The organism is Vaginisenegalia massiliensis (assembly GCF_900604935.1).
Taxonomy (GTDB): domain Bacteria; phylum Bacillota; class Bacilli; order Lactobacillales; family Aerococcaceae; genus Vaginisenegalia; species Vaginisenegalia massiliensis.
The window spans coordinates 114977-140648 of sequence record NZ_UWPC01000002.1; the positions used below are offsets into that span (position 1 = coordinate 114977).

Consider the following 25672-nt stretch of genomic DNA (forward strand, 5'->3'; position numbering starts at 1 on the left):
TTTTGCGAATTAAAATAAAGCAGTACCGGATTTTTAGTATTCTCATAAATATTTTTTAAAATAGAGAAAATTATTATCCATTTAAAAATCATAAAAATATGGAGGTTTGAAGGAATGAAGAAAGAGTATTATATTAAATCACCTGGAAAAACATTAATCGTTATTGATAATGATAAATTAACCATACAACCAAAAGGACTGATAAATACAATTAATAAAGGGTTAAGTGGGGCAAAGACAATTAAAATTAAAAATATTACCTCGGTCCAAATCAAAAAACCTGGATTTACACAGGGATATATTCAGTTTGGAGTTATTGGAGACGGTAATAAGCAACAAGGTCTTTTTGGGGCGGTTTACGATGAAAATACTGTACTATTCAAGAAAAAATATTATAAGGATATGTTAGAAATTAAAGAATATATTGACAACTATAATGAGCATTCAAATTCTCAATCGACTTCTTTAAGTGACGAATTAATTAAATTAGCTAAACTAAAAGAAAGTGGTATCATTACAGAAACTGAATTTTTAGATTATAAAAAAAATTTAATGAAATAAATTTATTCCAACTTTTACTTTTTTACTTTTAGTATTGTTTTTGGTATAATTGAAAAAATGATTCGCTTCTACCACTGGATTTCCAGTGGTATTTTTTCGTATTCAAGGCATTGATTACGGTATCCTAGGATAATGTTTTTTGTATTGTTAAAGATTATTGTAAAAAGGTGGTTGGTTTATGAAACGTTGGGTTAATTTATTGATTTATTTTTTGTGTGTTTCAGTTGTGTGTTTGAGTCATTCAGTCCAGGCTCAAGAAGCAACTATCATTTTTATTGGCGATTCTATTACCGAAGCGGATGGGACTCGTCCGCCTTATAGTCAGGGTCAACAAATAGTAGGTTATCAAGAGGTCTTTCGTCAGCATAATCTAAAGGTGACTTCCTATGGAGTGAGTGGGGCAACCTATCAACAAAGCCCAGCTCATAGCGGCATTCCTTCCTTGTATGATGATCTGGTTGTGCATCATAAAGTTCAGCTGCCTACAAATGCGACAAAGATTGTTCTATTGGGCGGAACTAATGATATAGCTATGGGTTATTCTACTCAATACAGCAATCAACCTAATCAAACCATCGGAGCACTCAAGCAAATCATCCAATTTTTAAAGGCTAATTTTCCCCAAGCCCAGTTCTATCTGTGTAGCCCACCTTATACGACAACGCCTAGTCGGTCACCTAAACGGATGGAGGACTTGTGCACCAGCTTGAAAAAAGTCGCTAGCGAATTAAAGCTGAATTATATTGATCTTTACCATGAGGGGCCGATTAAAGCTGCCAATGCCGATCAGCTGCTCTTCGATGGTGTCCATCCTAATCAAGAAGGGCATCTGGCTATGGGACAATATCTTTATGAGCAAGTTACCCAATAGGCTTAACAAATCGATGCGAGTGCGATTAGCTAGAATTGCCCGTGCGTAGGCTATATCGCTATAATTTACCTAAAACATTTGCTATAATTAAATTAAGAGACTTACATTAATTTAAAAAGGAGCTTAAAAAATGATGAAAAGTAAGCGGTTGCAAAGTGTGTTGTCTTTAGCTACGGTTTGGGTACTTGGATTTGGTACATTAGCAGCAGTTCCAACGATTCAAGCAAGAGAAACGGAATCGACTGGCTTAAAAGATATTAGTACATCGACCGAAAAAGTAACACCGGATGATATTAGTTTAGAAAATGTTGAGTGGACCTTTGGGGATAAGATATCTCCTGAAGATCAAGAAAAATTTATAGAAGCTATGAAAAAGCATGGGGCGGAAGGCGTTGCTATGGCTGCCAACTTTAATAATGGTTTCATAGAAGAAAGTGACTTAAATTGGAACGAAACGATTTTTAAAGACATTAAGATGACGAATAAAGAAGCTATCGACATGTTCGATGGCACTATTAAAACAGTCAGAGACTTAGGCTTTAATCCAGATTATGAGAATGCCAGCTTCTTCATTCGTGAGTTTAAAGGAATTGGTGATGTAGTCTGTACCACTATCCCATGGTCTCATCCAGATAAAGATGAAAAATATGTTCAAACTGTCAATATCTCAATGGATTCGGAATTAGTGGGTATCTTCATGGAAAAAGATAAAGGCGAAAATCAATAGGAGTCAATGCATAGGAATAAAAAATGACTTGTTAGTAATTAATCAAGCTGATATACCCCAAAAGTTAGCGGTTAGGCTAATTTTTGGGGTACCGCATATTTTATAGGAAATATTTACATAGACAGATAAGTTTTTTGATCCAGTTAATAATTTTAATTTGTAAGGGTGCGATTATGTCAACTATATTCATAATAATTTTTGCCGAAATCTTTTTACTTGTTTCTTTGTTAATCATAAATAAATTACAACAGGCAAATAAAGATTATTCAAAATGGTTTTTGATTTTAAAAGTTGCTTTGATCATAGCAATGGTAGCGTTAATTTTGCCTATAATTTTTTACACAGTCGTTTCATTTATTAATATTTAGTCTTGGACTATTCAAAGAGAAGTAGCCAAAAATGTTGTGACCCCCGAAAGTTAAAAACTTACTTTCGGGGGTCACATTGCTATGTTTTTACAAAATAACGGGTTTATATAACTGACTTCCACTTTGACTTCCTGAGCATGTGAAAACAGGTGGTATAAGTAGAAATGTTTTTATAAAGAATGTTGTTAAATAGCCATTTCGTTAACGAGTAGAAATGACTATTATGTGAAAATGGAGATGAGGGGAGTCGGACTTTTTATCGAACCGAAAATCATTTCTATTATACCACAAAAAAATATAAAAAATAAGGATATAAATTAAAAAAAAACGCTTTATAATGAATATTAACTAAATGTTAATTTGGAGGAAACGAATTTGAAAAAATTTTTGTTTGTTCTATTATGTTTATTATTTTGCATTCCTAATAATGAAGTAATTGCCAAAAGTGAAGATTTTGAAACTTGGAAGGTTTATGGTACTTTAAGCGTAACCCCTGGAGATGATGCTATTGGTGACGATAAAGCTTCTCAAGAAAAATATATTAAAAACTTTTTAAATGTTGAAATTAATCAAGATTTATTTGAATATATGAAGGTGATATATTCACAAGATAATATTGAAGATTTATTCAAAGAAAGTTATGTTACTAAATTAAATTCGCAATCTACACATGCTATAAACTTTTATAATGATAATAGTTTCGCCATGTATAAAATAAATGACATTAAAAGAGATAAAAAAGAATTAGAAGTTTTTACCCCAGGAAAAGAGTATTATATTGATTCTAAAGAGAATGGTTTTAGAATACTTTTTATAAAAAGTGAAAAAGAGCTCTTTGTTGCACTGGAATCAAAAACAGAACCTAATAAACTAACCTTGTTTTTATTTTTAAAAGAAGATGACCAAAGATTTAATAATTCAGAAATTGCTTCTTCAGACACTTCAGAAGACGATAAACAACTTAATAAAAATAGCCAAACAAATAATTATGATAAAGAAAAAAGCAATGAAGCTAAACTTAATCAAGCTGCTAAAAAATATTTTGGTGAAGGTTCTTCTATAACATATAATAGTTCATTAGATGCATATGTTTTAGACTTACAAGTAGATACTTTTAAAAAAATAGTTGGTTCCGCTTTAGATGGTAATGAGCAATCCAAAACTGAATGGATTTTAATGACATCAGCTTTTGATGCGCTTTCAAGTGATATATATGATATGACCTCTAAAGATTTATATGTTACTAACCCTTTTAATACTGACAAATTTTTATATTCTGCTAGTCAAGGCGTAGCTAGCTTTGATTCAGTTATTGGATATTAATTAGGTGTAATTATTATGTCAACAATGTTTATACTATTCTTTGCAGAATTCTTTTTGTTAATAGTGTTTGCTATAGTCAGCAAATTAGCGAAGGCGAAAAAAGACAATTTCAAATGGTATGGAATTTTAAAAGTGATTCTGCTAATAGCAATGGTAGCGTTAATGATGCCTCTTATTTTTTACTTTGCTAATACATTGCTGAATAAGTAGGTTTTTATAAAAATTATGACTACTATGAATTTAGTAGTCTTTTCTTTTATCTATTGAATATAATGCGCCTTAGGCGTATTGTTTAATCAGTAGGAAGGATATTTGTTGATGCTAAATTTAGGAGTGGTAAATATGAAAAATAATAAAGTATTTTATCCTGCTATCTTTACTAATGATGGTGATGCGTACAACGTACAGTTCATTGATGTACCAGAAGCTATTACATTTGGAGAAACACTAGACGAAGCCTTCAAATACGCTCAAGACGCTTTAGGATTAGCATTATTCGATAAAGAGGAAATTCCTGAACCAAGAACATTAAATAGTGATATCAAATTAAGTGAAGGAAAACAGATTGTATTAGTAAATTTGGACTTGCAAGAATATCGTTCGAAAATGAACCATAAAACAGTAAAAAAGAATACAACTATCCAGAATATTTAGCTAAAATGGCAGAAGAGAAGGGAATCAATTTCTCTGCTACTTTAATAGAGGCATTAGAAAGTAAACTATTGGCGTAAAATAAAAATAATCGCTATATTTATACATAGTGATTAATCAAATAAGGAAGATGATTAATGAAAAACAAGACAGATAATGCCACCAATTTTGGAATTATGTTATCTTTTTTTAGTTTATCCTGGCTAATATATTTCTTTCCATCTGTCGTGATGAACTTATATCCAAAGATAATTTCAAAACTTTTTTTAATACTTAGTTTATTTTGGATTTCAACTTTTGATAATAAAATTAATGAAACACGTAATGGATTTCTCGGTGATTTTGGGATAGGTTTAGGGAATGTAGCTTTGTTTTTTCTTACATTTTCTTTTGGAGAAGGTTTACCTTATTACTTTAGAACCTTTTTTAAATTTGGTATGTTTTTTGTTATTTTCTTTGGTCTATTTGCTATATATTCTGGAATATTTAAAAGAATCGAGCAAGTTGTTAAAGAGAAAAAGAAAAAAATAAATGGTGAAAATTCAAATTTAGATAATAGTTTATGGCATTTATTCGTAACTTTAATCGAATTATTAGCAGCAATAACAGCAATATTACAGTTTACAGGTTTTTCAATAATTAAATAAAAGACTAGCTCAAATGAGTTAGTCTTTTTTACTAAATCTATTCTTTTACCTTGATATTACATTAATCCGGTACAATTTATCGATAAAACTTATTTCCCCCTTTTTAGTAGTGATTTAAGGTACTAAAAAAGTGGTCCGAATCCCTTCATTATTTTTGTTTTCATGAAAATGTTGGTTTAACAACATTTTGAAGGGGTAAAATTATGGAGATGAGGGGAGTCGAACCCCTGTCCAAATATCTCGCCACAATCGAATCTACGCCAATAGTTTATCTATTTAGAGTTAGCGCCAATGTAGCCAATAAACGGGCATCCATTGTTGCGAGTCTGATAATCTCTTGCTGAACTTGCAGACGGAAAGGTCAGCCGTAGCCTACTAAATTTGAGACCGCTACCTGAGCACATAGGCGATGCCAGGGCGATCTTCACCCGCAGGTTATTAAGCTGCTAAAGCGAAAGAGTTGTTTTGATTGTTTGCAGTTATATTTAAACTGTAGCGTTTTTAGGAAGTCGCTGCCTTCCTGGCGCATCAAAAGCTCGAACAATACCTGTCGAAACCAATGACATCCCCGTTAATATAGACCCTATATTAAGGGTAAAGTCTATTATATCACGACTAGACCACCTGTCAAATTGAGAGGGCTGAGTTAAAGTGATTAAAATATTTCTCATCAACTTGTCAGTTTTTAGTTTACAATTTTTGTAAGATATTGTATTCTATAAACAAGTTATTAATTAATTTTTAAGAAAGGAGCATGCACCATGTTAAACGTTATCACTTTAGTAGCAAAATTCAACATGAATAAGACTCCTTTCACGGTAAATACTTTGGCATAGTCAAGTCACGTCTAGCGTGACGCGCTTTATTTAGAAACGAAGTAGGCCTATGTTTGCGAGTCGAGACTTGTGAGCATGGGCTTTTTTGTGCCTAAATTTACGGTGAAGGAAGAAAGAAGGGTACTTATGTTAAATGCATTATGGAAGTATATTAAGCAACATCCAGTCGTCTATGCAATCGTGACGCTTTTCTCGTTGGCGTCATCTCTGATTGCTTTAGTGCCGAACTTGATGATTCAGCGCTTTGTCGACGCGGTCGTCCAAGAAACATTGTCGATCGATCGTTTGTATCAGCTGTTGGCTATCTTTATCGGTAGTTCCTTGCTCTTATATCTAGTCGATGTGACCTGGGTTATTTTGCTCTTTGGACAGGCCTACAAATTTCAGGCCGAAATCCGTAGTAAAATTTTTCGGCGGTTGCTAGAACTCCGCACGCCGTTCTATGAGCAATTTCGGTCGGGTGACTTGATGACGCGGATGACCAATGACATTGATTCCTTTGGCACGACCATTGGTTATGGTTTTATGATTATTATTTCTAATATCGCTTGGGCCATCTCGTTGTTGGCGATTATGTGTATCGCCATCTCCTGGCAACTGACCTTGGTTAGCGTCATTCCCTTGATTATTTTGTGCTATGCCTTTTATCGTTTGGGCATGCTTTACGATAAATATTTCGAAGATAATCGTGAAGCTGTGGCTCAATTATCTAATGAGGTGCTAGAAGTGGTCGATGGGGTTCGGGTGATGCGAGCTTATGGGAATGCTGAGTTGGAGCAGGGGCAGTTTCGCCAAAAGACCCAGTCAGTCCTTGATAAGGCCAACCACCTGATTATTGTTGGCTCGTCTTTTAGTAACTTAGCCAAATTGATGACCGGCTTGTCAACGGCGATTAGTTTGGCCTTCGGTGGCTATCTGGTCAGCCATCACCAACTCAGTGTTGGTCAAGTCGTTTCTTTTCAAATTTATATTGGTATTTTAGGCAATGTGATTTGGGGGTTGTCGGATTTGGTAGCAGTCTATCAAGAAGGCAAAGTTTCGCATCAAAAGATCGAAGACTTAATGACTAGCCAAGATGGTTTGAGTCGCCAGGGTCAAAGCCAACTGGAGACCATCCAGCGCTTAGAATTTCGTAATTATAGTTTTACTTATCCAACGAAAACGGAGCCTAGTTTACAATCTATTTCCTTTGTCCTTGAACAAGGACAGACCCTAGGAATTGTGGGACGAACCGGGGCAGGTAAAACGAGTCTGATTCGCCAGTTGCTCTGTCAATATCCGCTTAGCCATGAGGGAGCTATCTTAATTAACGGCCAGGATATCAGCCACTATGCTTTCCAAGCCCTTGAACAGCAGATTGGTTATGTACCTCAAGAGCATATCCTCTTTTCAAAGTCGGTCCGCGATAATATCCGCTTTGGTAAAGCGAATGCGAGTGAAGCAGAATTTGAGCAGGCCATTAGTTTGGCTGACTTCAGTAAGGATATTACCCGTATGGCTCATGGCTTGGATACCATGATTGGGGAGAAAGGGGTCGCCATTTCCGGTGGACAAAAGCAACGGGTCTCGATGGCCCGCGCCCTTATACGTGATCCAGAACTATTAATCCTTGATGATTCCTTGTCGGCGGTAGATGCCAAGACTGAACGAGCCATCATTGAGAATATTCAGACAATTCGCCAAGAAAAGATGACTATCATTATAAGTCACCGACTTTCAGCGGTGGCCCATGCGGATTTAGTCCTAGTAATGGATCAAGGTCAAATTAAAGAGGCCGGCCGTCCAGATCAACTCTTAGCTTCACAGGGCTGGTATTATCAACAATACCGGCAACAAACCTTGGCTGATGCTAGCCAAATAGAGGAGGGAGAATAATGACAACTTTTAAACGCTTAGTCGCCTATTTGCGTTATGAATGGCGTATTTATCTGCTTGGTTTCCTTCTTTTGTTGGTATCGGTTGGTTTGTCGGTCTATTTACCTACTTTAGGTAAGCTCATGATTGATACTATTTCGCGAGCGGTCCGGCATAAACAGGCTATCAATCAAAGTGACTTGATTCGCTTGTTTGCCTACTATGTTGGCGGTGTTTGCTTGAGTGCGGGTCTGGGGTATCTGGCTAGTTACTTATTGGGGGTTGGTTCCAACCGAGTAAGTAAAATCTTGCGCGATCAGACTCATGAACATATGCAAAAGCTACCGATTTCCTATTTTGATAATAAACCGGCGGGCAAGATTGCAGCGCGCATAGTCAACGATACCGAGTCTTTACGGCAGAACTTCTATCATAATTTTACGGCCCAAGCCTTGTTAAACGCTATCCAAGTGATTGGCATTTACTTGGCAACTTGCTGGGTCAGTTTGCCAGTAGGATTTGGCTTGACGGCCTTAATTCCCTTGCTGATTCTTTGGCAATATATTTACACTAAGAAGGCGACGCCTTTAAATAATCTTTTCCGCGAAACGGTTAGTGAACTCAATAGTCAAACGGCTGAAATCGTACAAGGGGTCGCAATTGTCCAAGCCTTTAATCAAGAAGAAGCCATCTATGATGATTTCCAAACGCAAAACCAGATCTGGATGCAGACGGGGATTAAGAAGTTGCAGTTAGACTCGCCTTTGTCTTGGGAATTTGCTGATTTATTGGAACATATCGTTATGTTTTGCTTATTGCTCTATATCGGCATTCAATATGATCAAGTCAAAATGGTATATTCGGCGGGGACGCTCTTCGTCTTAATGAATTATATTTCTCGTTTATTTGGGCCTCTAGCTATGCTAGTCCGTCAATTTGCCTTGTTTCAATTGGCCATGACGTCTGGTCAACGGGTTCTTGAATTGCTCGATCAACCGATTGAAGACCAGTCGGGGAAAGAGTTAGAAGTTAGTAAGGGGAAAGTGGCCTTTGAAGGGGTTCATTTTGCCTACGAAAAAGGCCATCCGGTCTTGAAAGATATACATTTTTCTGTTGACCAAGGTCAAACAGTGGGCTTAGTGGGTCATACGGGATCGGGCAAATCATCGATCATTAATCTTTTGTTCCGTTTCTATGATGCTCAGGAAGGACAGATCTTGATTGACGGTCAAGATATTCAAGCGTGTCAACGAGCGTCTGTTCGGCAACAGATGGGGATTGTTTTGCAGGAGCCTTATCTTTTTACTGGGACGGTGGCTTCCAACGTCCATATGAACGACCCAGCTATCAGTGATCAGATGGTGGAAGAAGCCTTGATTAAAGTGGGGGCTGGCCCAATGTTAGCTAAGTTTGAAAAAGGCATCCACGAGCCCGTTATTGAGAAAGGGCAGTCCTTATCGTCAGGTGAGCGTCAACTTATTTCCTTTGCTCGGGCTTTAGCAAGTCAACCCAAAATCTTGATCTTAGATGAAGCCACCTCGCATATTGACACGGAAACTGAAGAAGTGATTCAACAGGCCATGAATATCGTTAAGGAAGGACGGACAACCTTTATTGTGGCCCATCGTTTATCGACCATTCAGGCGGCAGATTTAATCTTAGTCTTGGACAAAGGAGAAATTGTTGAACGGGGTAATCATGAGAGCCTGATGGCTCTGAATGGTCAATATGCCCAGATGTATCGCCTTCAAGCCAAGGTGTCTCAAGCTTCAGCCTAGTTCGCAATAGAATTTAATAATTAAGACTTAGGTTTTAACTGTTTTGCCAGCTTTTTTGGAAGTCTATTCCAATTAAAGCTGGTTTTTTTTAGTGAATTTTAATAATATAGGTGTCATTTATATTTGACAGTTCATATGAGCCATGTTAAATTATAGTCACATATATGTGACAAAACAGAAGAGGAGGATATTATGAATCGAGTCAAATACTATCGCGAACGCTTGGCGCTATCGCAGACTCAATTAGCTAAAGAAATTGGCGTGGCCAGGCAGACGGTCAATTTAATCGAGAATAATAAGTATAATCCATCCTTGGATTTGTGTCTTCGGCTAGCAAAGACCTTGCAGACCGATTTAAATCAGTTATTTTGGGAGGAATCAGAATGAAACAAAAGGAAACATGGTCTATTAAAATTATGAAACATTTTTATGGCATTCAAGGACCTTTAGATGAATATCGCTATCAAGAAATTAACCGCATAGGTAATCAAGCTTTTATGTTTTTATGGGCTTATTTATTAATAGCTAACATGATGGCGGTCTTTGGCGCTCTCATTAATCCAGAAGTGACTTTATGGATTTATATTATGGTTAATAGTTTTGTGGTGATCTTCGGCGTGTCGGTCTATATCATTTGGCAAAGCAAAAAGAGTCAAGTAACCGAATTTGAGCTAGAGGAAGTGAATCTACCAGCCATCAAAAAGAAAATGATTCGGTCAACCTTGATCGGTAGTTTGTTATATGGGGGACTAATGTTTGTCTATAATGCCCTGATGGCCACTCATTTTGAACAAGAACACTCGTTTACCGACTATTTGTTATCCGCTCATAATATTCGCGTGGGTCTCTTGCAAACTTTTTTCTTCGGTCTGTTAATGTTCTTGTTTCAAATTATTTATTTTAAGAAAAAGCAAAAAGTCGCCGAAAAGAGGGAGGAGATTGAACGTGACTAAAGAACATATCATGGGCTTAAAAGGAGTAGCCTTTTCCTTAATGGGTGTTTGTTTAGTTGAATATCTTTTAAGTCCGCCGCCTTTGTTCTATCTATCAATCGGCCTAAATCTTTGGGTCATCTCCCTTTGCTTACCGAGTGATGGGCGCTGGCGGCAATCAAATAAACTGAAATAAGCTTGAGTTGAACTCAGATTTGGAGAATAAGCAATCTTATTCTAAATAAAATAACCGAATAGGCTGCCAGTTCTGTCTGACGGTCTATTCGGCCTTTTTGTTTTAAGCTTAGTTTGGTTGGATTGTATTATTTATTTTCCGCCGCTTCGGCGATATCTTTAAAGTGATCGACTTGATTGTAGGCTAGTAGATGGAATTGACCGTCCATATATTTTACGATAGAAGCGGAGGCATTCTTGAGCGGTTCGGCTTGTTTGAAGTCAGCTACTAAGCCATCTAGTAGGTTACGAATGGTCATGCCATGGCAGACGACGAGAATATTCTGGTTAGTGCCGGCGTGCTTATTGAGTAGCTTAATAAGACCAGCTTCGACCCGATTCCAGAATTCTACATAATTTTCAGCCATGCCAGAAGGATCTTTTTCCTTCATTAAGTTCATAAATTGAGCGACATCACTCCGGTCACCAGCAGGTAGGCCGTGTTTGATTTTTACTTCGTCTTGAAGGGCTTGCCAAGTTGGACCGGCTTCAAGTCCTTCATAGTAACCAAAGAAGACTTCACGAAATTCATACATAGGCACGATGGCTAGGTCTTCTGCGTGGTTATTTTCTGAGAGAATGATATTAGCCGTATCAATCGTTCGCATTAAGTCACTCGTATAGACAGCGTCAAAGCGGATATCGGCTAAACCGCGGCCACTGCGTTGAACATCAATTTCACCTTCGGGAGTAAGAGGTGCATTGGCCCAACCTTGAAAGCGATTGAAGCGGTTCAAATAGGTTTCACCATGTCGAATAAAGTAAAATGTTACACCGTTTGCCATTCTATTCCTCCTCAAATTTACTACTCTTTCATTATATACGAAGAATTCAATGCTTGTCGAAGAAATCGTCAGATTAATTCAAAGTTTGAAATTTAATGGACTATATAGTGGATTATGTGCAAAAAGGGACTGAATATGATAGGCTATTTTATATGAAAAGTGAAGGAGAGGATCCTAATGGAAGCCATGCAACCAACTCTAACCGAGAAGTTAAGTAAAACTTTTCAATTAAATAGTGACCAATTAGCCTTTGGCTCGTATGCTGCTGAATTATCATTCTTTATTATTTGGGCAGCGATTCCGATTCTCTTAGCCTTTGCAAACGTGATTGCCTTCCTACCTATGTCTCAAGCAGAGATTATGGGGGCCTTGAAGGGAGCTATTCCGGCTGATGTTGCCAAGGTGATTCTACCTATGTTGCAATCCTATTTAAAGAATACTTCTCCGGGTGTTTTTTCTTTGGGGTTGGTGATTTCCTTATGGCCCGCTTCGAATGTGTTTAACACCTTACAACGGATTCTCAATGATATTTATAAAGCCAAAGTGCGTAAAAATTTTATTTTAGCCCGCTTATTTGCTTATGTGGCGACTTTATTTATGGTGCTTTTAATTGGCGCTTTTACTGTTTTGGTGCTGTTTGGTGAGACAATTTATCGTTTTCTATTGGAAACTTTTAATATTGAGCTCGCTATTCTTGATTTTATCTCTAACCAAGGGTGGATCTTAGGGCTCGTGGGTCTTTTTGCACTCCTTGTCTTTCTCTACCATTTTATTCCTAATGTAAAGTGGCCGCTCAAATATGCTATCCCTGGAGCTTCATTTGCTTTAGTTGGATTTGTTTTGGTCTCGCAATTATTCAGCGTGTATATGGCTTTTGCTGGCAATAAAGCCTCCGGAAATTCAACGATTGGGGTCTTGATTGTTGTCATGATTTGGCTATACTTTAATGGTATGGTAATCGCGATAGGAGCTTATATTAATGTCTTTTGGCATGACTTCAAGGAGATATCTTTCTGGAAGATGGTTGCTAAAACACGCGTCTATGACTCTTATTTCGCATCCAGTCCGCACTTTGTCAAACATAGCGAACATCGTCCGGGCTTTACCAATCATGTATATAAACGTCCAAATTAAGTAAGACCCAAGTCTAGAAAGGCGGTTCTTAATGAACAAGCTTAGTAATAAATCCGTGGGATCGGATTCTCGTATTGATTATGGCATTATCTTAAACATCTTAATCTTAGCTATCATTGGTTTGCTGAGTGTTTATGCAACCACCACATTAATCGAAGGGGCTGACATTCGACCAACTTTATTCCATGCCTTATGGTACGCGATTGGTGCGATGGCCATCATTATTATCATTCAATTTGATAGTGAGCAATATTGGAAGTTATCGGCTTACCTTTACGGTTTCGGTATTCTCTTGCTGATTGCCGTTTTGCTTTTTTATGACCGTGATATGCACTTGTCGACGGGTGCACGTTCTTGGTTCCGTTTCGGACCTTTCTCTTTCCAACCGTCGGAAATTTTTAAACCAGCCTATATTGTCTTTATGTCAAGGGTTATTACTGAACATAATAATCAGTATACGCATCGAACCATTAAGTCAGATTGGATGTTATTAGGTAAGATGGCCTTGTTCGCTTTACCACCGATGGTCTTAATTCAGTTGCAGAACGACTTAGGAACCAACCTTGTTATCTTATCTATTACAGTTGGTTTAATTCTTTTGTCGGGTGTTTCCTGGAAAATCATTGTGCCGGTAGCGGCTGCTGGAACAATTATTGGGGGCTTGCTGATTTATTTAGCTGCTTTCCAACGTGAATTTTTAATCAACTCTGGTTTGATTCAGTCCTATCAAATTGGTCGGATTGAAGCTTGGTTGAATCCTTTCGGTGATACTCAAGGTAATGCTTATCAATTGGCTCAATCGATTAAAGCCGTTGGTTCAGGCCAGTTAGCTGGTAAAGGGTTTGGAGTCTCGGAAGTGACCGTGCCGGTTCGTGAATCGGACTTTATTTTTACGACAATTGGTGAGAATTTTGGTTTCTTGGGTTCAACAGGCTTACTTTTAATTTACTTCATGTTGATTTATCAAATGGTCCAAACTTGTTTTGAAACCAAAAATGAATTTTATACCTATATCTCAACCGGTGTTATTTCTATGATTATGTTCCATATCTTAGAAAACATTGGTATGACTATTGGGTTGCTTCCGATTACTGGGGTACCTCTTCCTTTTGTTTCCCAAGGGGGATCGGCTCTCTTAAGTAATATGATCGGTGTAGGCCTCATTCTTTCTATGAAGTATCACCACCGTTCTTATATGTTTAGTAACAATGATGCCTTTGGCATCGATTAGAAAGTAGGCAATCAATGATTAAACAGACTCAGCAACTATGGCTTGAACAAGACGGTGAGATTGTTACGATTGGCTTGACTCCAAGTTTGCAAGATGAGGCAGGGGATATAGCCTATGCTAGTATTGCTCCATTGGGAAAGATTGAAGTTGACGATACGCTCTTAGTTCTAGAAGCCTCTAAGGCATCTATTGAAGTAGCCTCACCTTTAAGTGGGCAAATTGTGGAACGCAACCAAGCGGCTGAAGGCAAACCTAGCCTCTTGAATGAAACGGACTCATCAGCTAATTGGTTGGTCAAGATGACCCAAGTGGATACAAATCTACTCTAGTATTTGATATAAACAAAAAACGACCTGATGGGTCGTTTTTTTTGTTTATATCAATAAATGAAGAATTTCTTAGGAGAATTTTGGCCTTGTTGAGGGATATTTGATCTTAATTAATAATGGAAAAAGGTCTGAGAAGTTTAAAACCTTGGTCGATAGCAATCAAAACGAGAATAGATCTATTTTGTTTTATTCTTTATGGTTTTGAATCAAACAAATTGAATAACAAATAAAATTAAGAAAAATAGACACCAAAAGGAAATGGATATTAATTTAACTTCAAGTGTATTTACTGTTCCTGAACCATCCGTTTCTCTAAACCATAGAAAAAAGTTGCTAAATATAAAAATAATGAATTCTACAATTGTGGTGAATTTCCAATGAACAAAAAAATGCTCCTTTCAATAATAATTATTTTTTAGTATATTACAGTCCCAAAATATCTCAAGGTTTAGCTAATCTCTGTCATTATATTTTAGTTAGATTTAAAGAATATATTGTCAGTATAGGAGGGATTAGTATGACGAATAAAGTAGAAATGGTTGGGATAAAGAAAAAATTCAAAAACATCCCAGTATTAACAGATATTACGCTTAATGTTGAAAATAATACGGTATATGGATTATTAGGACCTAATGGTTCCGGAAAATCGACAACTTTAAAAATATTAACGGGCGTTTTAAAGGCGGATTCAGGACAGATAAAAATTGATAACCAAGTATGGTCTAAGGATCATCTTCATAAAATGGGTGCCATGATTGAAGGGCCGGCTGTTTATCCAAATTTAACAGCTCATGAGAATTTATTAGTCTTGGCTAAATTATTAAACATAAAACCTGAGCGTATAGAGCAAGTGTTGCACGACGTAAATTTGACCAATACAGGTAATAAAATTGTTAAAAATTTTTCATTAGGGATGAAACAACGTCTTGGTATAGCGATGGCTTTATTAAATAATCCTGACTTATTAATATTAGATGAGCCAACTAATGGATTAGATCCAATAGGGATTAAAGAATTGAGAGAATTGATTGCAAATTTTCCTAAAAAAGGGATTACTGTCATTTTATCAAGTCATATGTTAAGTGAAGTACAACATGTAGCCGATAAAATAGGCATCATATACAACGGAAAAGTAATATATGAAGGAAACAAATCTGGAGATGAAACGGAATTAGAAGCTTTATTTATGAATTTAATCAACAAGGAGCAAGGACTATGATAAATTTAATCAAAATAGAATGGTTGAAAATGAAACGCACATCAAGTCATCGACTTTTATGGTTAGGTCCAATCATATTTGTTTTGTTTTGTTATTCGATGACATTGCTTATGGGTGAGAATCCAGAAGGGAAAAGTTACTTAATGGCTGTTGCCTTTAATTGGTTTCCAACTTTAATTTTGCCTATTTTGATTGCTATATTGGTAGTGAATATCTGGTCTCGTGAAAAGCCAATTCATCAAATGTTGTATAAAAGCCATAATATTTCAAATCTGCAAACTTTTCTTGCGAAAAGTATAATTTTAGTAATACAGTTGTTTTTTATCATCAGCTTATCGGGTTTATTAATTTTTTTAATGAATACGTTGATAATTAAATCGTATTTAAATCTTAGTCAACTAATTTTGTCTTGTTTATGCTTAACTATAGGTTCTTTACCTACAGTGGGTATATGCTTAGTACTAGTAAAACGGGTTCCCTCTGCATTAGTCTATGTCCTAGCTTTAGTACTGAATTTTATTCCTGCTGCTCTAATGGCAGTTAAATCTTTTTGGGTCTTTTATCCTTGGGCTTACACTATGAGATTGATGGCAGTGACTGCGAAAGTTCATCCAAATGGAACATTTTTACCAAGTAATCATCCATTTTTAGATTTAAATAATTTATTTATTGGCATAATTTTGAGTATAGGTGTATTCTGTCTATTTATTTTTCTTGGCCTATGGCAAAAAGACAAGGAGTGATAAAGTGTTAAACATACTCAAAAGTCATTTTATTAAATCTAAGAGAGGAATCGAACGCTTAGCCTATCTATTGTTACCCTTTTTATTAATTGGAATGATTATTCTAATCAAAATAACATGGTCAAGAATCCAAGATGAATTGTTGCAAAGATACTTTGAATATATATTATCTATTTCGACATTATTTTGTTTAGGTATCGCAATTCCTATTCATTTTGAACATGAATTGATAACTTTTTATGCCTATGAATTAAGAATTGGTGTAAGTAGGATCAAGATGTGGTTAAGTCACTTTATCTATATTTTAGGTATTGTAATATTCGAGATAAGTTTATCTTACGGGCTTTATATTTGTGTGGGAAAGATGCTTGGATTTTGGCAGGTAGACATAGTTTTAATTTTTAATAGTGCTATTCAAATATTTTATCTTTTAGAAGTCATAGTTCTATATATGATAGTGAGTGTAAGTTTGGGGACTTCTTTTTCGGTATTTCTATCAGCCTTTTTCACATTATCCGCCATTCTTTTAAGTTCAACAGAATTAGGTATTGGAATCTGGAAATATTTACCCTGGGTTTGGCCATCAAAATTAGTTTATGATGAATATCAAAGTTATATGAATTTAGCACTGATAAATAGTGTGGTTGTTATCACCAGTTTAGTATTAACTTCAATTTGGTATAATGAATGGCAAGGTCCAAGAGAATTGGAGGAGTAGAAATGAGCTACATACTTGTGATTGATGATGACGAAGATTTATTAGAACTTATAGAAGCTGTATTAGTTCGTCAGGGTCATATAGTAAAGTTGGTTAATTCACCTTTAAAAGTCTCAGATAATGAATTATTGATTGCAGAGTTAATCATTTTAGATGTAATGATGCCAAGCCAAAATGGATTTGAATTTTTATCTCAAAAACGGTATTTAATTGATGCACCTGTTATTTTTTTAACTGCGCGTGATTTTGAAGAAGATATAGTAATGGGATTAAGTATTGGTGCAGATGATTATATTGTAAAACCATTTTCAAATAATGAATTAAGAGCTAGGGTGGATGCACACTTGCGTCGTGAACAAAGGGTCAAACGCTCGCGATTAATTGACGGACCAATTGCTTGTGATTTAAAAGCAAAACAATTCTATGTTGATGAGTTTGCTATAAATCTAACAATGTCCGAGTATCTGATTTGCGAGTTGTTAATGAAAAATAAGGAACAAACTTTTACTAAAGAATCCATTTACAATTTTTTATATGGTATGGATGGTCAAGGTGATTATCAAACTTCCATAACAGAAAGAATTAAACAAATTCGACAACAATTTAGACAGTATGGAGTAAATCCAATTCGTACAGTGTGGGGGATAGGCTATAAATGGGAAATTATTCCTTAAAAAGAGTGTTATATTACTACGCTACTAGCATTGTTATGATATTTCTACTCAATGCATTTATTATTTTAATGATTTTTAATATTGGAATTCAATCTGGTTTTATTCTTTCTGCAAATTATTCAGAAAAAATAGTGGATCGAATAGAAGAAAAAATAAAAAATCAGAAAATTGATGAATCTGCTTTTCCAAATACACTTAATGTTATGAATCAAAAAAAGAAAGACGTCAATACATCTTGTTTTTCTAGACAAGAAATTCAGAAATTTGAAAATATGAGACTGAATGACACTATTGTAGAAGGGCAACTTTTCGGTCCGAACATCTATCGAAAGATAGGCAATAGTAAGCAAGTATATTATGTTAAATATCAACTACAGGCAGACTTTAAGTCGCCAGTTTTGCGTTACTATTTACCTAATGCTGAGTTTGTATTTTTTCTGTCTTTTTTTCTTATTTGGTTGTTAACTTTTGTATTAATAACACGACTATTTTCGAATAAAATAAAACGCGAACTAAAAAAAATCACAGAAGTTAATCAGGAAATTGAAAAACTTAATTTAGAAATGATTGTTCCATCTTCAAAAATAATAGAAGTTCAACGTGTGCTAGATTCATTAAATAATGTAAAAGAGGGGTTAGTTCAATCACTGAAGAAACAATGGAAAATTCAAGATGAACAAAAAATCCTATTGCAAACTCTTTCTCACGACATTCGGACTCCAATTACTTTAGTGAAGGGAAACCTGGATTTGTTTTTGGAATCTGAAAATGAAGACGATAAGAATAGAGCCGCCATACAGTTGCAAAAAGGTGTTAACCGAATGGAGGAGCTATTGTATCTGGTCAATTCTCCTCAGGATGAACATCAGAATATAGTTGATTTCAATCTTGAACTGTTAACAAAATGGATTACAGAAATGAAACAAATGGCTTTAAATAGAGATGTCATAATTAAGATTAAAAAAGTAGAAACATCAAGTGTACAGATAAACCCTATTGAGATCTGGAATTCTTTAACTAATATTGTGAATAATGCTCTCGATTTTAGCTATTCTGGTTCAACAATTAGCATACAATTTATTGATGCCCCATTATACTATGAAATTAATATAGAGGATGAAGGTCCCGGTTTTCCTGAAAAGTGCTTAGATTTGATTGGGAAGCAAGTATTTTCTTCTAGAAAAGCGGAAGACTTTCACCAAGGAATGGGATTATATTTATCAAATTATTGGTTGAAGAAAAACAAAGGACAATTGATAATAAATAACCGTGTCAAAAATAATAAAATTATTGGTGCGAAAGTCAAAATTCATTTTGATAAAAATATAAGTAGTTTAGAATAACCTCCTTTTAAAGACCTGTTATTCCCTAAATAAAATTAATACCTCACACTTCCTAATAGGCTTGTGTGGGGTATTATTATATTAATTATAAATTTTATGAATTATATAAATAGACTATTTTGATAACCAATTACCCAATCTGACTCCGAGCAACTAAATCTTGGAATAGCCCAAGACTAGAAGCCAAGCGATCGTAAGTCAATTCAGGGTGCCATTGAACTGTGACAATCGAGTGCTGATCGGTTAGTGATTCGGTAGCCTCGATTAAGCCATCAGGACTCAAGGCACTCACTTTTAAGGATTGACCTAAGTCTTTAATCGCTTGGTGATGGATGGAATTCACCTGCAATTCTTTTGGTAGAATGTGACTCAAATGGGAATCCGATTGGATAGTAACCGAATGAGTCGGGTAAATCGGTTGCGTATTTTGCAAGTGTTGAATCTTAAACTGAGGGTTTTCGCTGAGGTCTTGATAGAGACTGCCACCAAAATAGAGGTTGATTAATTGGTGTCCTCGGCAAACACCGAGAATGGCTTTGCCTTGTTGGATTGCCTGGTCAAGGAGGGCGAATTCAATCTGATCTCGTTCTGGATGAGTGGCTCCTAGCTTTAGATTTGGCTTTTGCTGATAATAGTGGGGGCTGACATCGTGTCAGCCTGCTAGAATGAGGCCATCTAAAAGGTGGATATAATCGGCTGCATCTTGTTCAGGACTTATTGGAATCAAAAGGGGGAGACCGCCAGCTAGTTGGACTGCTTGACTAAACCCACGTGGCGAATAGTTAATCGGGAAGGGATCATATTGATCATTTTTTAGCAGTTGGCTACTGCAACAAATGCCGATGACTGGGCGCATAAAATACCTTCTTTCATCATTTAGATTAGCTTGATTCTAATTGACCCTTGATGAAAAGTAAAGCATAATTTAGTGAAGGCAAATAAAGTCGAATAAGGTATAATAAACCTATTGAAGGAGGGATTAAGTTGGATTATCAGCAAGCTAAACAAGCCCTTAGTGCAGAGAATTTAGCTCCTATTTATTGCATATGGGGCTCAGAAATATTTTTACAACAAGATTTTCTCCATACCTTACTGGATCTTTGCCATCAAGAGCAGGAGGCCGATGTGACAAAATTAGACTTAGACGAAGTCAGTCTTGACCAAGTTCTCGATGAAGCGGAGATGTATTCCTTCTTTGCTGATCGTCGCATTATTATTGCTGAAAATGCGAGTTTCCTTACGGCTCAACCTAAGCAAAAATTAAGCGACAGTCAACAAGCTCGGCTTATGGCTTATTTAGACCAACCTAACGAGGCAAGTGTCTTAATTTTTATGATGAACCAAGATCAATTGGATAAACGCAAGAAACTAACTAAAGCCATGCAAGCCAAGACTTGTTTTGTTGATGTAAGTCCTTTGGATGCCAAGCAAGTAAGTCGCTATATATCTACCTATATGGAATATGAAAATATGGAGATGAGTCGAGAAGCGGTCAATGAACTCCTTGTTCGTGTCCATTATCAGCTCACCGATGCCATGAATGAATTATCCAAGCTCCGCGCTTATGCCAGTTCAGGAAAGACGGTGACCTTAGAAGTAGTGCGTCAATTGGTGCCTCGCACCTTGGAGACGGATGTCTTTGAGTTGACCAATGCCTTGTTAGCCCATCAAGTTCAAGCAGCGGCCCAAATATATCAGGATCTACTCTTGATGAAACATGAACCAATCGCCTTGCATGCTTTAATTGTGGCTCAATTTCGCTTGATGATTCAAACGAAAATTCTTGCCCAAACCGGTTTATTAGAATCGGATATGGCTAAACAATTGAGTATCCACCCTTACCGAGTTAAATTAGCCTTACAAGCGGGGCGGTCCATTGAATTAAGTCGCTTGGTCGATTTTTATCAAGAACTAATCGAGGCTGATTATCAAATGAAGACCGGGATAGGTATTAAAGAAACGTATTTCTATCTCTTACTTACTAAATCCGTTCATCTATAAAAAAATAAGCCCTCCAGCTTAGCTGAAGGGCTTATTTAGTTAGAAGACATTAAGCTTCTTTCTTGTTCATTAATTTGCTTAAACGTGATTTGTCACGAGCTGCTTTATTAGAGTGAATTAAACCTTTTGATGCAGCGCTGTCGATTTCTTTAATAGCAACGTTTAATAATTCTGCTACATTTTCTTCGCCATTTTCAACTGCTGAACGGAAACGTTTAATCGCTGTACGCATACCTGCGACGTGGGCACGGTTAGCGTCAGTTTTAGTAGCGGTTTGACGGATACGTTTGATTGCTGATGCGTTATTTGCCATGCTGAGTCACCTCTTTCATTTATAATTGTGTATGAAGTTCGTTTGAACTTAGTCAACAAGAAACATTATACATGAAAGATGGAAGGTCTGGCAATAAAAAGATGAAAAGTTCCCCAACTAATTCTGATTTTTCGCTTGAGCGATAGTCGGTTTGCTAGTCTTTTAGCCAATTCTTCGGTATGATAAAAGATGAGAAAGTCGCTAGACAAATTTGTTGAACAGTTAGGATGATGTAAAGATGACCGAATTTAAAGTCGTTTCCCCTTATCAACCCAGTGGGGACCAACCTCAAGCCATTAAAGAATTAGTGGCTGGTATTGAAGCTGGCAAACGGGAACAAGTTTTGCTAGGGGCAACAGGGACTGGTAAGACCTTTACCGTAGCCAATGTGATTCAAGAAGTGCAAAAACCAACCCTTGTCTTAGCTCATAATAAAACTCTGGCAGGTCAACTCTATAGTGAGTTATTGGAATTCTTTCCGAATAATGCGGTTGAGTATTTTGTCTCTTATTATGATTACTATCAACCTGAGGCTTATGTTCCTTCATCTGATACCTATATCGAGAAAGAGTCTAGCGTCAATGATGAGATTGATAAGTTGCGTCACTCAGCATCGTCAGCCTTGTTAGAACGACGAGATGTTATTGTTGTGGCTTCGGTGTCATGTATTTATGGATTGGTCGATCCTAAGAACTATAAGGAACATGTCTTATCCGTTCGAAAAGGGCAAGAGGTAAGCCGGCAAGCTATCTTGTCTCGCTTAGTTGAGATGCAGTTTGTCCGTAATGATATTGACTTTCAACGGGGGACTTTCCGAGTTCGAGGGGATGTATTAGAGATTTTCACGGCTTCGCGGGACAGTGAAGTCTTGCGAATTGAATTCTTTGGTGATGAGATTGACCGGATTCGCATAGTTGATGTTTTGACTGGCGAAATTAAGATGGATGTGGATCATTATCCAATCTATCCAGCCACTCACTTTGTTGCGAATAACGATCAAGTATTATCGGCGGTGGAATCGATTCGCGCTGAATTGGAAGAGAGACTGGCTGAACTACGAGCAGAAAATAAACTTCTTGAGGCCCAACGTTTAGAACAACGGACCAACTATGATATCGAAATGTTACTTGAGATGGGTTACTGCTCAGGAATTGAAAATTATTCTCGTCATATGGATGGACGTTTACCAGGACAAGCACCATATACGTTGTTGGATTTCTTCCCTGATGATTATTTGGTGGTAGTCGATGAATCGCATATTACCATGTCGCAAATACGAGGGATGTTTAACGGGGACCAAGCTCGTAAACAGCAATTGATTGACTATGGTTTCCGTTTGCCAAGTGCCTTGGACAATCGGCCATTGCGTTTGGAAGAGTTTGAAGAACGAGTCAATCAGATTCTATATATTTCCGCAACACCGGGACCTTATGAATTAGACCATACCAATCACGAAGTGGTAGAGCAGATTATTCGGCCAACTGGCTTGTTGGATCCAGTGGTGGAAGTACGTCCTATTCAAGGTCAAATTGATGATTTAATTAAAGAAATCAATCTACGCGTTGAACGGCAAGAACGGGTTTTTATCACCACATTAACCAAAAAGATGTCGGAAGACTTGACCGATTATCTAAAAGAGCTTGATATTAAAGTGAAGTACCTTCATAGCGATATTAAAACTCTAGAGCGAACCGAAATTATTCGTGATTTGCGTTTGGGTGTCTTTGATGTTTTAGTCGGAATTAACCTCCTTAGGGAAGGGCTCGATGTACCGGAAGTTTCTTTAGTGGCTATCTTAGACGCCGATAAAGAGGGCTTCTTGCGCAGTGAGCGATCCTTGATTCAAACCATCGGCCGGGCCGCTCGGAACGCGGAAGGGCGCGTTATTATGTATGCCGACACAATTACTAAATCGATGCAATATGCTTTAGATGAAACGGAACGACGACGCCAAGTTCAAATGGCTTACAATAAAGAACATGGCATCACACCGAAAACCATCAAGAAAGAAATTCGTGATTTAATTCGAATTACCCATGAAGTTGAAGGCGAAGAGAAAGCAAGTAACGTGGTCGCTACCTTTAAGCAACTATCTCGTCAGCAAAAAGAAGAGCAGATGGAGCGCTTAACCATGGAGATGAAGCAAGCGGCCAAAGATTTGAATTTCGAGACGGCTGCTCAATTAAGAGACATGATTCTAGAATTAAAAGCCCGCTTTAATATGAAATAGAAAGAGTGGATTTTCTTCACAAAAAAAACACAATTTTTTTAGGAATCTTTGTGTCAAAATAAGAATAATCCACTATAATGGCTGTACATGTAATGCATGAAAGAGTGAGAAGATGAAGCAAAAGAAACGGATCAGCAGTTTTGATGGCTTAAAAGGCTTAGCTATCCTATTAGTTGTATTGTACCATTTGCTACCTAAACAGGTGCCAGGTGGTTTCTTAATGGTGAACACCTTTTTCGTGTTGGCCGGTTATTTTTATGTGCGGAAATTAGAAGCCATTGGGGCAGGAACCGATACATTTGACTGGGCTAAACTAGGTCACTATCTCCGTCATACCTTTATTCGTTTATTTGTGCCGCTCGTTTTCTTTATGATGATTTTATTAGCGGGCTTGTTTGTCTTTAATCCCGTGGAATTGCATTTTATTGGCAATGATGTCTGGTCGAGTAGCTTATTTGTGAATAATTTCTATCAAATTTTAGCCGGTCGATCTTATTTTGTGAAGATGGCTGATGCCTCGCCATTTACCCACCTGTGGTATAGTGCCTTGTATCTTCAGTTCTTCCTAGTGGCCATTCCCTTATTCTATTTGACCAAACGACTAAAAATGAATGTGCCCCAAAAGGCCATTTTTTGGCTCTTGTTGATGTTTGCTTCGCATGTTCTAGTAGCCTTTCTCTTCAAACCAGGTCAAGATCCATCTCGGGTTTACTATGGATTGGAAACACGTTTTGCTTCATTTGCAGCCGGTATTTCGGTGGCTTATTTTACACCGACGGTACTCAATTTCTTTCATAACATGGTCAACAAACTCATGTTCTATACGATTATGGGTACCTTGTCCTTTATAAGTATGTTATGGCTTTGTTTGAATGCCTTAGATAAGGAAGCTTTTACGTATTTAGTCTGGATGCCAACCTTTAATATGTTGAGTTTATTAGTGGTCTTTGCGATCGTAATTGGAATTCCCATTATTCGTAAAGGCTTGAGTTTCAAGCCTTTGACCTATCTCGGCAAACGATCTTACTCATATTATCTTTGGTATTATCCGGTGACAGTCTTTGTATCGAAGAATATTCGACTCATCCAGGATAATCGTTTGGCTGTCTTGATTGCATTGGTCCTAATTTGGCTTATAGGCGATTTATTCTATCGTTTAGTTGAGAAAGACCAGTGGGGAATCTGGTTTGGTCCTTCTTTGAATTTCAAACAAGACTGGGCTAAGTTGAAAGACCATATTAAGCCAAATTTTAAAATGGATGCCGATTTTGGTAAATTTCTTGTTTCTTGTGTGATTTTTATTCTTTTCCTAGCTGGGGCGGCTAATTTGCGTAATCATCAACGACCAGCCTTGTTCCAATTAGAATATCAAGAATATTTGACCAGTCATAAGATGGAGAAAGTTTTTCCGCAAGCAGTTCCGTTAATCGAAGTTCATGATCAATTGGCTGGTTTGGATAAGAAATATCAATCAAGTTTTATTCAGAAAGAACAACAAACGGGGCGCCAATTAATCGATAACATGTTGTCAGCAAGCGAAAGTAATATGGCTGAGTTACAGAGAGCGATTGAAGAGAATCGTCAAGAAGTAGATGCTTTACGTGAGAAAAGCCCTGAAATGGCAGCTGTCATGTCACCATATGAAATTGCCTTTGCCGCTAAGACACCGGTCTTTCTTTTCGGTGACTCACAGGCAAGACGGACGGGCGACTTCTTGGTGACGGCCTTTACTAAAGGTGACTTCTATGGCAAGGTGAGCTTGCAGATCTGGGATGCCTTACCGATTTTCCAAGAATATGTGCAATCAGGTCAAGTGGCTGAAAACGTGGTGGTTATCCTTGGTACCAATCTCGGCCTAGACCAAGAATCAGTCGATGAATTTATGAAAATCGCTGGTGACCGTCAAGTCTTCTGGGTCAATACTAACTCGGCTGTTGATCATCTTGCCAGTGTGAATAAGATTATCCAAGATACAGCGGATAAATATTCGAATGCCCACGTGGTAGATTGGTACTCCTACTCACAAGGTCATCCAGAGTGGTATGCGGAAGACGACATTCACTTTAGTGTTGAAGGCTGTAACGAGTTCGTTGGTTTAGTAGCCCGGACTATGATGGAAGCTCTCAACCAAAAACAACAATAAATAAGAACAACTATAAATTCGGATCAC

General features: G+C 37.0%; 24 protein-coding genes, 1 other RNA gene and 2 pseudogenes. 22 read left to right on the plus strand and 5 right to left on the minus strand.

What is annotated here, in order from left to right:
- The first annotated feature begins 114 nt into the window (after positions 1-114).
- From EIH20_RS01575 to EIH20_RS01600, 6 genes are all read left to right on the plus strand, one after another.
- Positions 115-561, plus strand: a complete 447-nt coding sequence (locus tag EIH20_RS01575; protein WP_124057609.1) for a DUF4429 domain-containing protein — start codon at positions 115-117, stop codon at positions 559-561.
- A 178-nt stretch (positions 562-739) separates the two neighbouring features.
- The gene (locus tag EIH20_RS01580) at positions 740-1432 is read left to right on the plus strand and encodes an SGNH/GDSL hydrolase family protein (protein WP_124057610.1); all 693 of its coding nucleotides are present in this window, start codon (positions 740-742) and stop codon (positions 1430-1432) included.
- A 130-nt stretch (positions 1433-1562) separates the two neighbouring features.
- The gene (locus EIH20_RS01585; protein WP_124057611.1) at positions 1563-2159 is read left to right on the plus strand and encodes a hypothetical protein; all 597 of its coding nucleotides are present in this window, start codon (positions 1563-1565) and stop codon (positions 2157-2159) included.
- Between the two features lie 743 nt (positions 2160-2902).
- Positions 2903-3850, plus strand: a complete 948-nt coding sequence (locus EIH20_RS01590; protein WP_124057612.1) for a hypothetical protein — start codon at positions 2903-2905, stop codon at positions 3848-3850.
- Positions 3851-4192: 342 nt separating this feature from the next.
- Complete coding sequence (locus EIH20_RS01595) at positions 4193-4504, plus strand: type II toxin-antitoxin system HicB family antitoxin (protein WP_241152360.1); 312 nt, start codon at positions 4193-4195, stop codon at positions 4502-4504.
- Between the two features lie 134 nt (positions 4505-4638).
- The gene (locus EIH20_RS01600) at positions 4639-5148 is read left to right on the plus strand and encodes a hypothetical protein (RefSeq protein WP_124057613.1); all 510 of its coding nucleotides are present in this window, start codon (positions 4639-4641) and stop codon (positions 5146-5148) included.
- Positions 5149-5349: 201 nt separating this feature from the next.
- On the opposite strand, the gene ssrA is transcribed toward EIH20_RS01600, so the two are convergent.
- Positions 5350-5718: a transfer-messenger RNA gene (gene ssrA, locus EIH20_RS01605) on the minus strand.
- A gap of 392 nt (positions 5719-6110) precedes the next feature.
- On the opposite strand from ssrA, the gene EIH20_RS01610 reads away from it, so the two are divergent.
- From EIH20_RS01610 to EIH20_RS01630, 5 genes are all read left to right on the plus strand, one after another.
- Positions 6111-7859, plus strand: coding sequence for an ABC transporter ATP-binding protein (locus EIH20_RS01610; protein WP_124057614.1), 1749 nt, complete (start codon positions 6111-6113; stop codon positions 7857-7859).
- Entirely contained in the window at positions 7859-9616 is a 1758-nt protein-coding gene (locus EIH20_RS01615) for an ABC transporter ATP-binding protein (RefSeq protein WP_124057615.1), read from the plus strand. Before EIH20_RS01610 ends, EIH20_RS01615 begins: the two co-directional genes overlap by 1 nt.
- Positions 9617-9808: 192 nt before the next feature.
- Positions 9809-10003: a helix-turn-helix transcriptional regulator gene (locus EIH20_RS01620; protein ID WP_124057616.1), complete on the plus strand. Its 195-nt coding sequence runs from the start codon at positions 9809-9811 to the stop codon at positions 10001-10003.
- A complete protein-coding gene (locus EIH20_RS01625; protein WP_124057617.1) occupies positions 10000-10569 on the plus strand; it encodes a DUF3278 domain-containing protein in 570 nt (189 codons plus the stop codon). Before EIH20_RS01620 ends, EIH20_RS01625 begins: the two co-directional genes overlap by 4 nt.
- Entirely contained in the window at positions 10562-10744 is a 183-nt protein-coding gene (locus EIH20_RS01630) for a hypothetical protein (protein ID WP_124057618.1), read from the plus strand. The genes EIH20_RS01625 and EIH20_RS01630 overlap by 8 nt, the downstream gene beginning before the upstream one ends.
- Before the next feature lie 127 nt (positions 10745-10871).
- Here the strand turns inward: EIH20_RS01630 and EIH20_RS01635 are convergent, their stop codons facing one another.
- Positions 10872-11567: a histidine phosphatase family protein gene (locus EIH20_RS01635; RefSeq protein WP_124057619.1), complete on the minus strand. Its 696-nt coding sequence runs from the start codon at positions 11565-11567 to the stop codon at positions 10872-10874.
- A gap of 177 nt (positions 11568-11744) precedes the next feature.
- Between EIH20_RS01635 and EIH20_RS01640 the strand changes: the two genes are divergently transcribed.
- From EIH20_RS01640 to EIH20_RS01650, 3 genes are read left to right on the plus strand one after another with little or no spacing between them, the layout of a single operon-like run.
- Positions 11745-12701, plus strand: a complete 957-nt coding sequence (locus tag EIH20_RS01640; protein ID WP_124057620.1) for a YihY/virulence factor BrkB family protein — start codon at positions 11745-11747, stop codon at positions 12699-12701.
- Positions 12702-12732: 31 nt separating this feature from the next.
- Positions 12733-13932 (plus strand): FtsW/RodA/SpoVE family cell cycle protein, encoded by a 1200-nt coding sequence (locus EIH20_RS01645; protein WP_124057621.1) that lies wholly within the window; start codon positions 12733-12735, stop codon positions 13930-13932.
- A gap of 14 nt (positions 13933-13946) precedes the next feature.
- Positions 13947-14261, plus strand: coding sequence for a glycine cleavage system H family protein (locus tag EIH20_RS01650; RefSeq protein WP_124057622.1), 315 nt, complete (start codon positions 13947-13949; stop codon positions 14259-14261).
- A gap of 206 nt (positions 14262-14467) precedes the next feature.
- Here EIH20_RS01650 and EIH20_RS08720 read toward each other — a convergent pair.
- Positions 14468-14629 (minus strand): annotated as a pseudogene (locus EIH20_RS08720) (DUF3923 family protein); the annotation flags it as partial.
- Positions 14630-14778: 149 nt separating this feature from the next.
- Here EIH20_RS08720 and EIH20_RS01660 point away from each other — a divergent pair.
- The 5 genes from EIH20_RS01660 to EIH20_RS01680 all read left to right on the plus strand — a co-directional run bounded on the left by EIH20_RS01660 (position 14779) and on the right by EIH20_RS01680 (position 18958).
- Positions 14779-15480, plus strand: coding sequence for a lantibiotic protection ABC transporter ATP-binding subunit (locus EIH20_RS01660; protein ID WP_124057623.1), 702 nt, complete (start codon positions 14779-14781; stop codon positions 15478-15480).
- Complete coding sequence (locus EIH20_RS01665; protein WP_124057624.1) at positions 15477-16223, plus strand: lantibiotic immunity ABC transporter MutE/EpiE family permease subunit; 747 nt, start codon at positions 15477-15479, stop codon at positions 16221-16223. The genes EIH20_RS01660 and EIH20_RS01665 overlap by 4 nt, the downstream gene beginning before the upstream one ends.
- Before the next feature lie 4 nt (positions 16224-16227).
- Positions 16228-16941: an ABC-2 family transporter permease gene (locus EIH20_RS01670; RefSeq protein ID WP_124057625.1), complete on the plus strand. Its 714-nt coding sequence runs from the start codon at positions 16228-16230 to the stop codon at positions 16939-16941.
- A 2-nt stretch (positions 16942-16943) separates the two neighbouring features.
- Complete coding sequence (locus tag EIH20_RS01675) at positions 16944-17615, plus strand: response regulator transcription factor (RefSeq protein ID WP_124057626.1); 672 nt, start codon at positions 16944-16946, stop codon at positions 17613-17615.
- A gap of 68 nt (positions 17616-17683) precedes the next feature.
- Positions 17684-18958 (plus strand): sensor histidine kinase, encoded by a 1275-nt coding sequence (locus EIH20_RS01680; RefSeq protein WP_164470836.1) that lies wholly within the window; start codon positions 17684-17686, stop codon positions 18956-18958.
- Positions 18959-19088: 130 nt separating this feature from the next.
- Here EIH20_RS01680 and EIH20_RS08525 read toward each other — a convergent pair.
- Positions 19089-19814, minus strand: a pseudogene (locus tag EIH20_RS08525) (gamma-glutamyl-gamma-aminobutyrate hydrolase family protein).
- A 128-nt stretch (positions 19815-19942) separates the two neighbouring features.
- On the opposite strand from EIH20_RS08525, the gene holA reads away from it, so the two are divergent.
- Positions 19943-20959 (plus strand): DNA polymerase III subunit delta, encoded by a 1017-nt coding sequence (holA, locus tag EIH20_RS01695; RefSeq protein ID WP_124057630.1) that lies wholly within the window; start codon positions 19943-19945, stop codon positions 20957-20959.
- A gap of 49 nt (positions 20960-21008) precedes the next feature.
- Here the strand turns inward: holA and rpsT are convergent, their stop codons facing one another.
- On the minus strand, positions 21009-21272 hold the full coding sequence (rpsT, locus tag EIH20_RS01700) for a 30S ribosomal protein S20 (protein WP_124057631.1): 264 nt from the start codon (positions 21270-21272) through the stop codon (positions 21009-21011).
- A gap of 238 nt (positions 21273-21510) precedes the next feature.
- Between rpsT and uvrB the strand changes: the two genes are divergently transcribed.
- Together uvrB and EIH20_RS01710 are read left to right on the plus strand one after the other, a co-directional pair.
- Positions 21511-23502, plus strand: coding sequence for an excinuclease ABC subunit UvrB (gene uvrB / locus EIH20_RS01705; protein ID WP_124057632.1), 1992 nt, complete (start codon positions 21511-21513; stop codon positions 23500-23502).
- A gap of 112 nt (positions 23503-23614) precedes the next feature.
- Complete coding sequence (locus EIH20_RS01710; protein ID WP_124057633.1) at positions 23615-25645, plus strand: acyltransferase family protein; 2031 nt, start codon at positions 23615-23617, stop codon at positions 25643-25645.
- Positions 25646-25672: the final 27 nt, after the last annotated feature.

What these genes read in the sequence shown, in the direction of transcription:
- EIH20_RS01575 (WP_124057609.1), top strand. Translation starts at nt 115, where the DNA reads ATGAAGAAAGAGTATTATATTAAATCACCTGGAAAAACATTAATCGTT.
- EIH20_RS01580 (WP_124057610.1), top strand. Translation starts at nt 740, where the DNA reads ATGAAACGTTGGGTTAATTTATTGATTTATTTTTTGTGTGTTTCAGTT.
- EIH20_RS01585 (WP_124057611.1), top strand. Translation starts at nt 1,563, where the DNA reads ATGATGAAAAGTAAGCGGTTGCAAAGTGTGTTGTCTTTAGCTACGGTT.
- EIH20_RS01595 (WP_241152360.1), top strand. Translation starts at nt 4,193, where the DNA reads ATGAAAAATAATAAAGTATTTTATCCTGCTATCTTTACTAATGATGGT.
- EIH20_RS01600 (WP_124057613.1), top strand. Translation starts at nt 4,639, where the DNA reads ATGAAAAACAAGACAGATAATGCCACCAATTTTGGAATTATGTTATCT.
- EIH20_RS01610 (WP_124057614.1), top strand. Translation starts at nt 6,111, where the DNA reads ATGTTAAATGCATTATGGAAGTATATTAAGCAACATCCAGTCGTCTAT.
- EIH20_RS01615 (WP_124057615.1), top strand. Translation starts at nt 7,859, where the DNA reads ATGACAACTTTTAAACGCTTAGTCGCCTATTTGCGTTATGAATGGCGT.
- EIH20_RS01620 (WP_124057616.1), top strand. Translation starts at nt 9,809, where the DNA reads ATGAATCGAGTCAAATACTATCGCGAACGCTTGGCGCTATCGCAGACT.
- EIH20_RS01625 (WP_124057617.1), top strand. Translation starts at nt 10,000, where the DNA reads ATGAAACAAAAGGAAACATGGTCTATTAAAATTATGAAACATTTTTAT.
- EIH20_RS01635 (WP_124057619.1), bottom strand. Translation starts at nt 11,567, where the DNA reads ATGGCAAACGGTGTAACATTTTACTTTATTCGACATGGTGAAACCTAT.
- EIH20_RS01640 (WP_124057620.1), top strand. Translation starts at nt 11,745, where the DNA reads ATGGAAGCCATGCAACCAACTCTAACCGAGAAGTTAAGTAAAACTTTT.
- EIH20_RS01645 (WP_124057621.1), top strand. Translation starts at nt 12,733, where the DNA reads ATGAACAAGCTTAGTAATAAATCCGTGGGATCGGATTCTCGTATTGAT.
- EIH20_RS01650 (WP_124057622.1), top strand. Translation starts at nt 13,947, where the DNA reads ATGATTAAACAGACTCAGCAACTATGGCTTGAACAAGACGGTGAGATT.
- EIH20_RS01660 (WP_124057623.1), top strand. Translation starts at nt 14,779, where the DNA reads ATGACGAATAAAGTAGAAATGGTTGGGATAAAGAAAAAATTCAAAAAC.
- EIH20_RS01665 (WP_124057624.1), top strand. Translation starts at nt 15,477, where the DNA reads ATGATAAATTTAATCAAAATAGAATGGTTGAAAATGAAACGCACATCA.
- EIH20_RS01675 (WP_124057626.1), top strand. Translation starts at nt 16,944, where the DNA reads ATGAGCTACATACTTGTGATTGATGATGACGAAGATTTATTAGAACTT.
- EIH20_RS01680 (WP_164470836.1), top strand. Translation starts at nt 17,684, where the DNA reads ATGATTTTTAATATTGGAATTCAATCTGGTTTTATTCTTTCTGCAAAT.
- rpsT (WP_124057631.1), bottom strand. Translation starts at nt 21,272, where the DNA reads ATGGCAAATAACGCATCAGCAATCAAACGTATCCGTCAAACCGCTACT.
- uvrB (WP_124057632.1), top strand. Translation starts at nt 21,511, where the DNA reads ATGACCGAATTTAAAGTCGTTTCCCCTTATCAACCCAGTGGGGACCAA.
- EIH20_RS01710 (WP_124057633.1), top strand. Translation starts at nt 23,615, where the DNA reads ATGAAGCAAAAGAAACGGATCAGCAGTTTTGATGGCTTAAAAGGCTTA.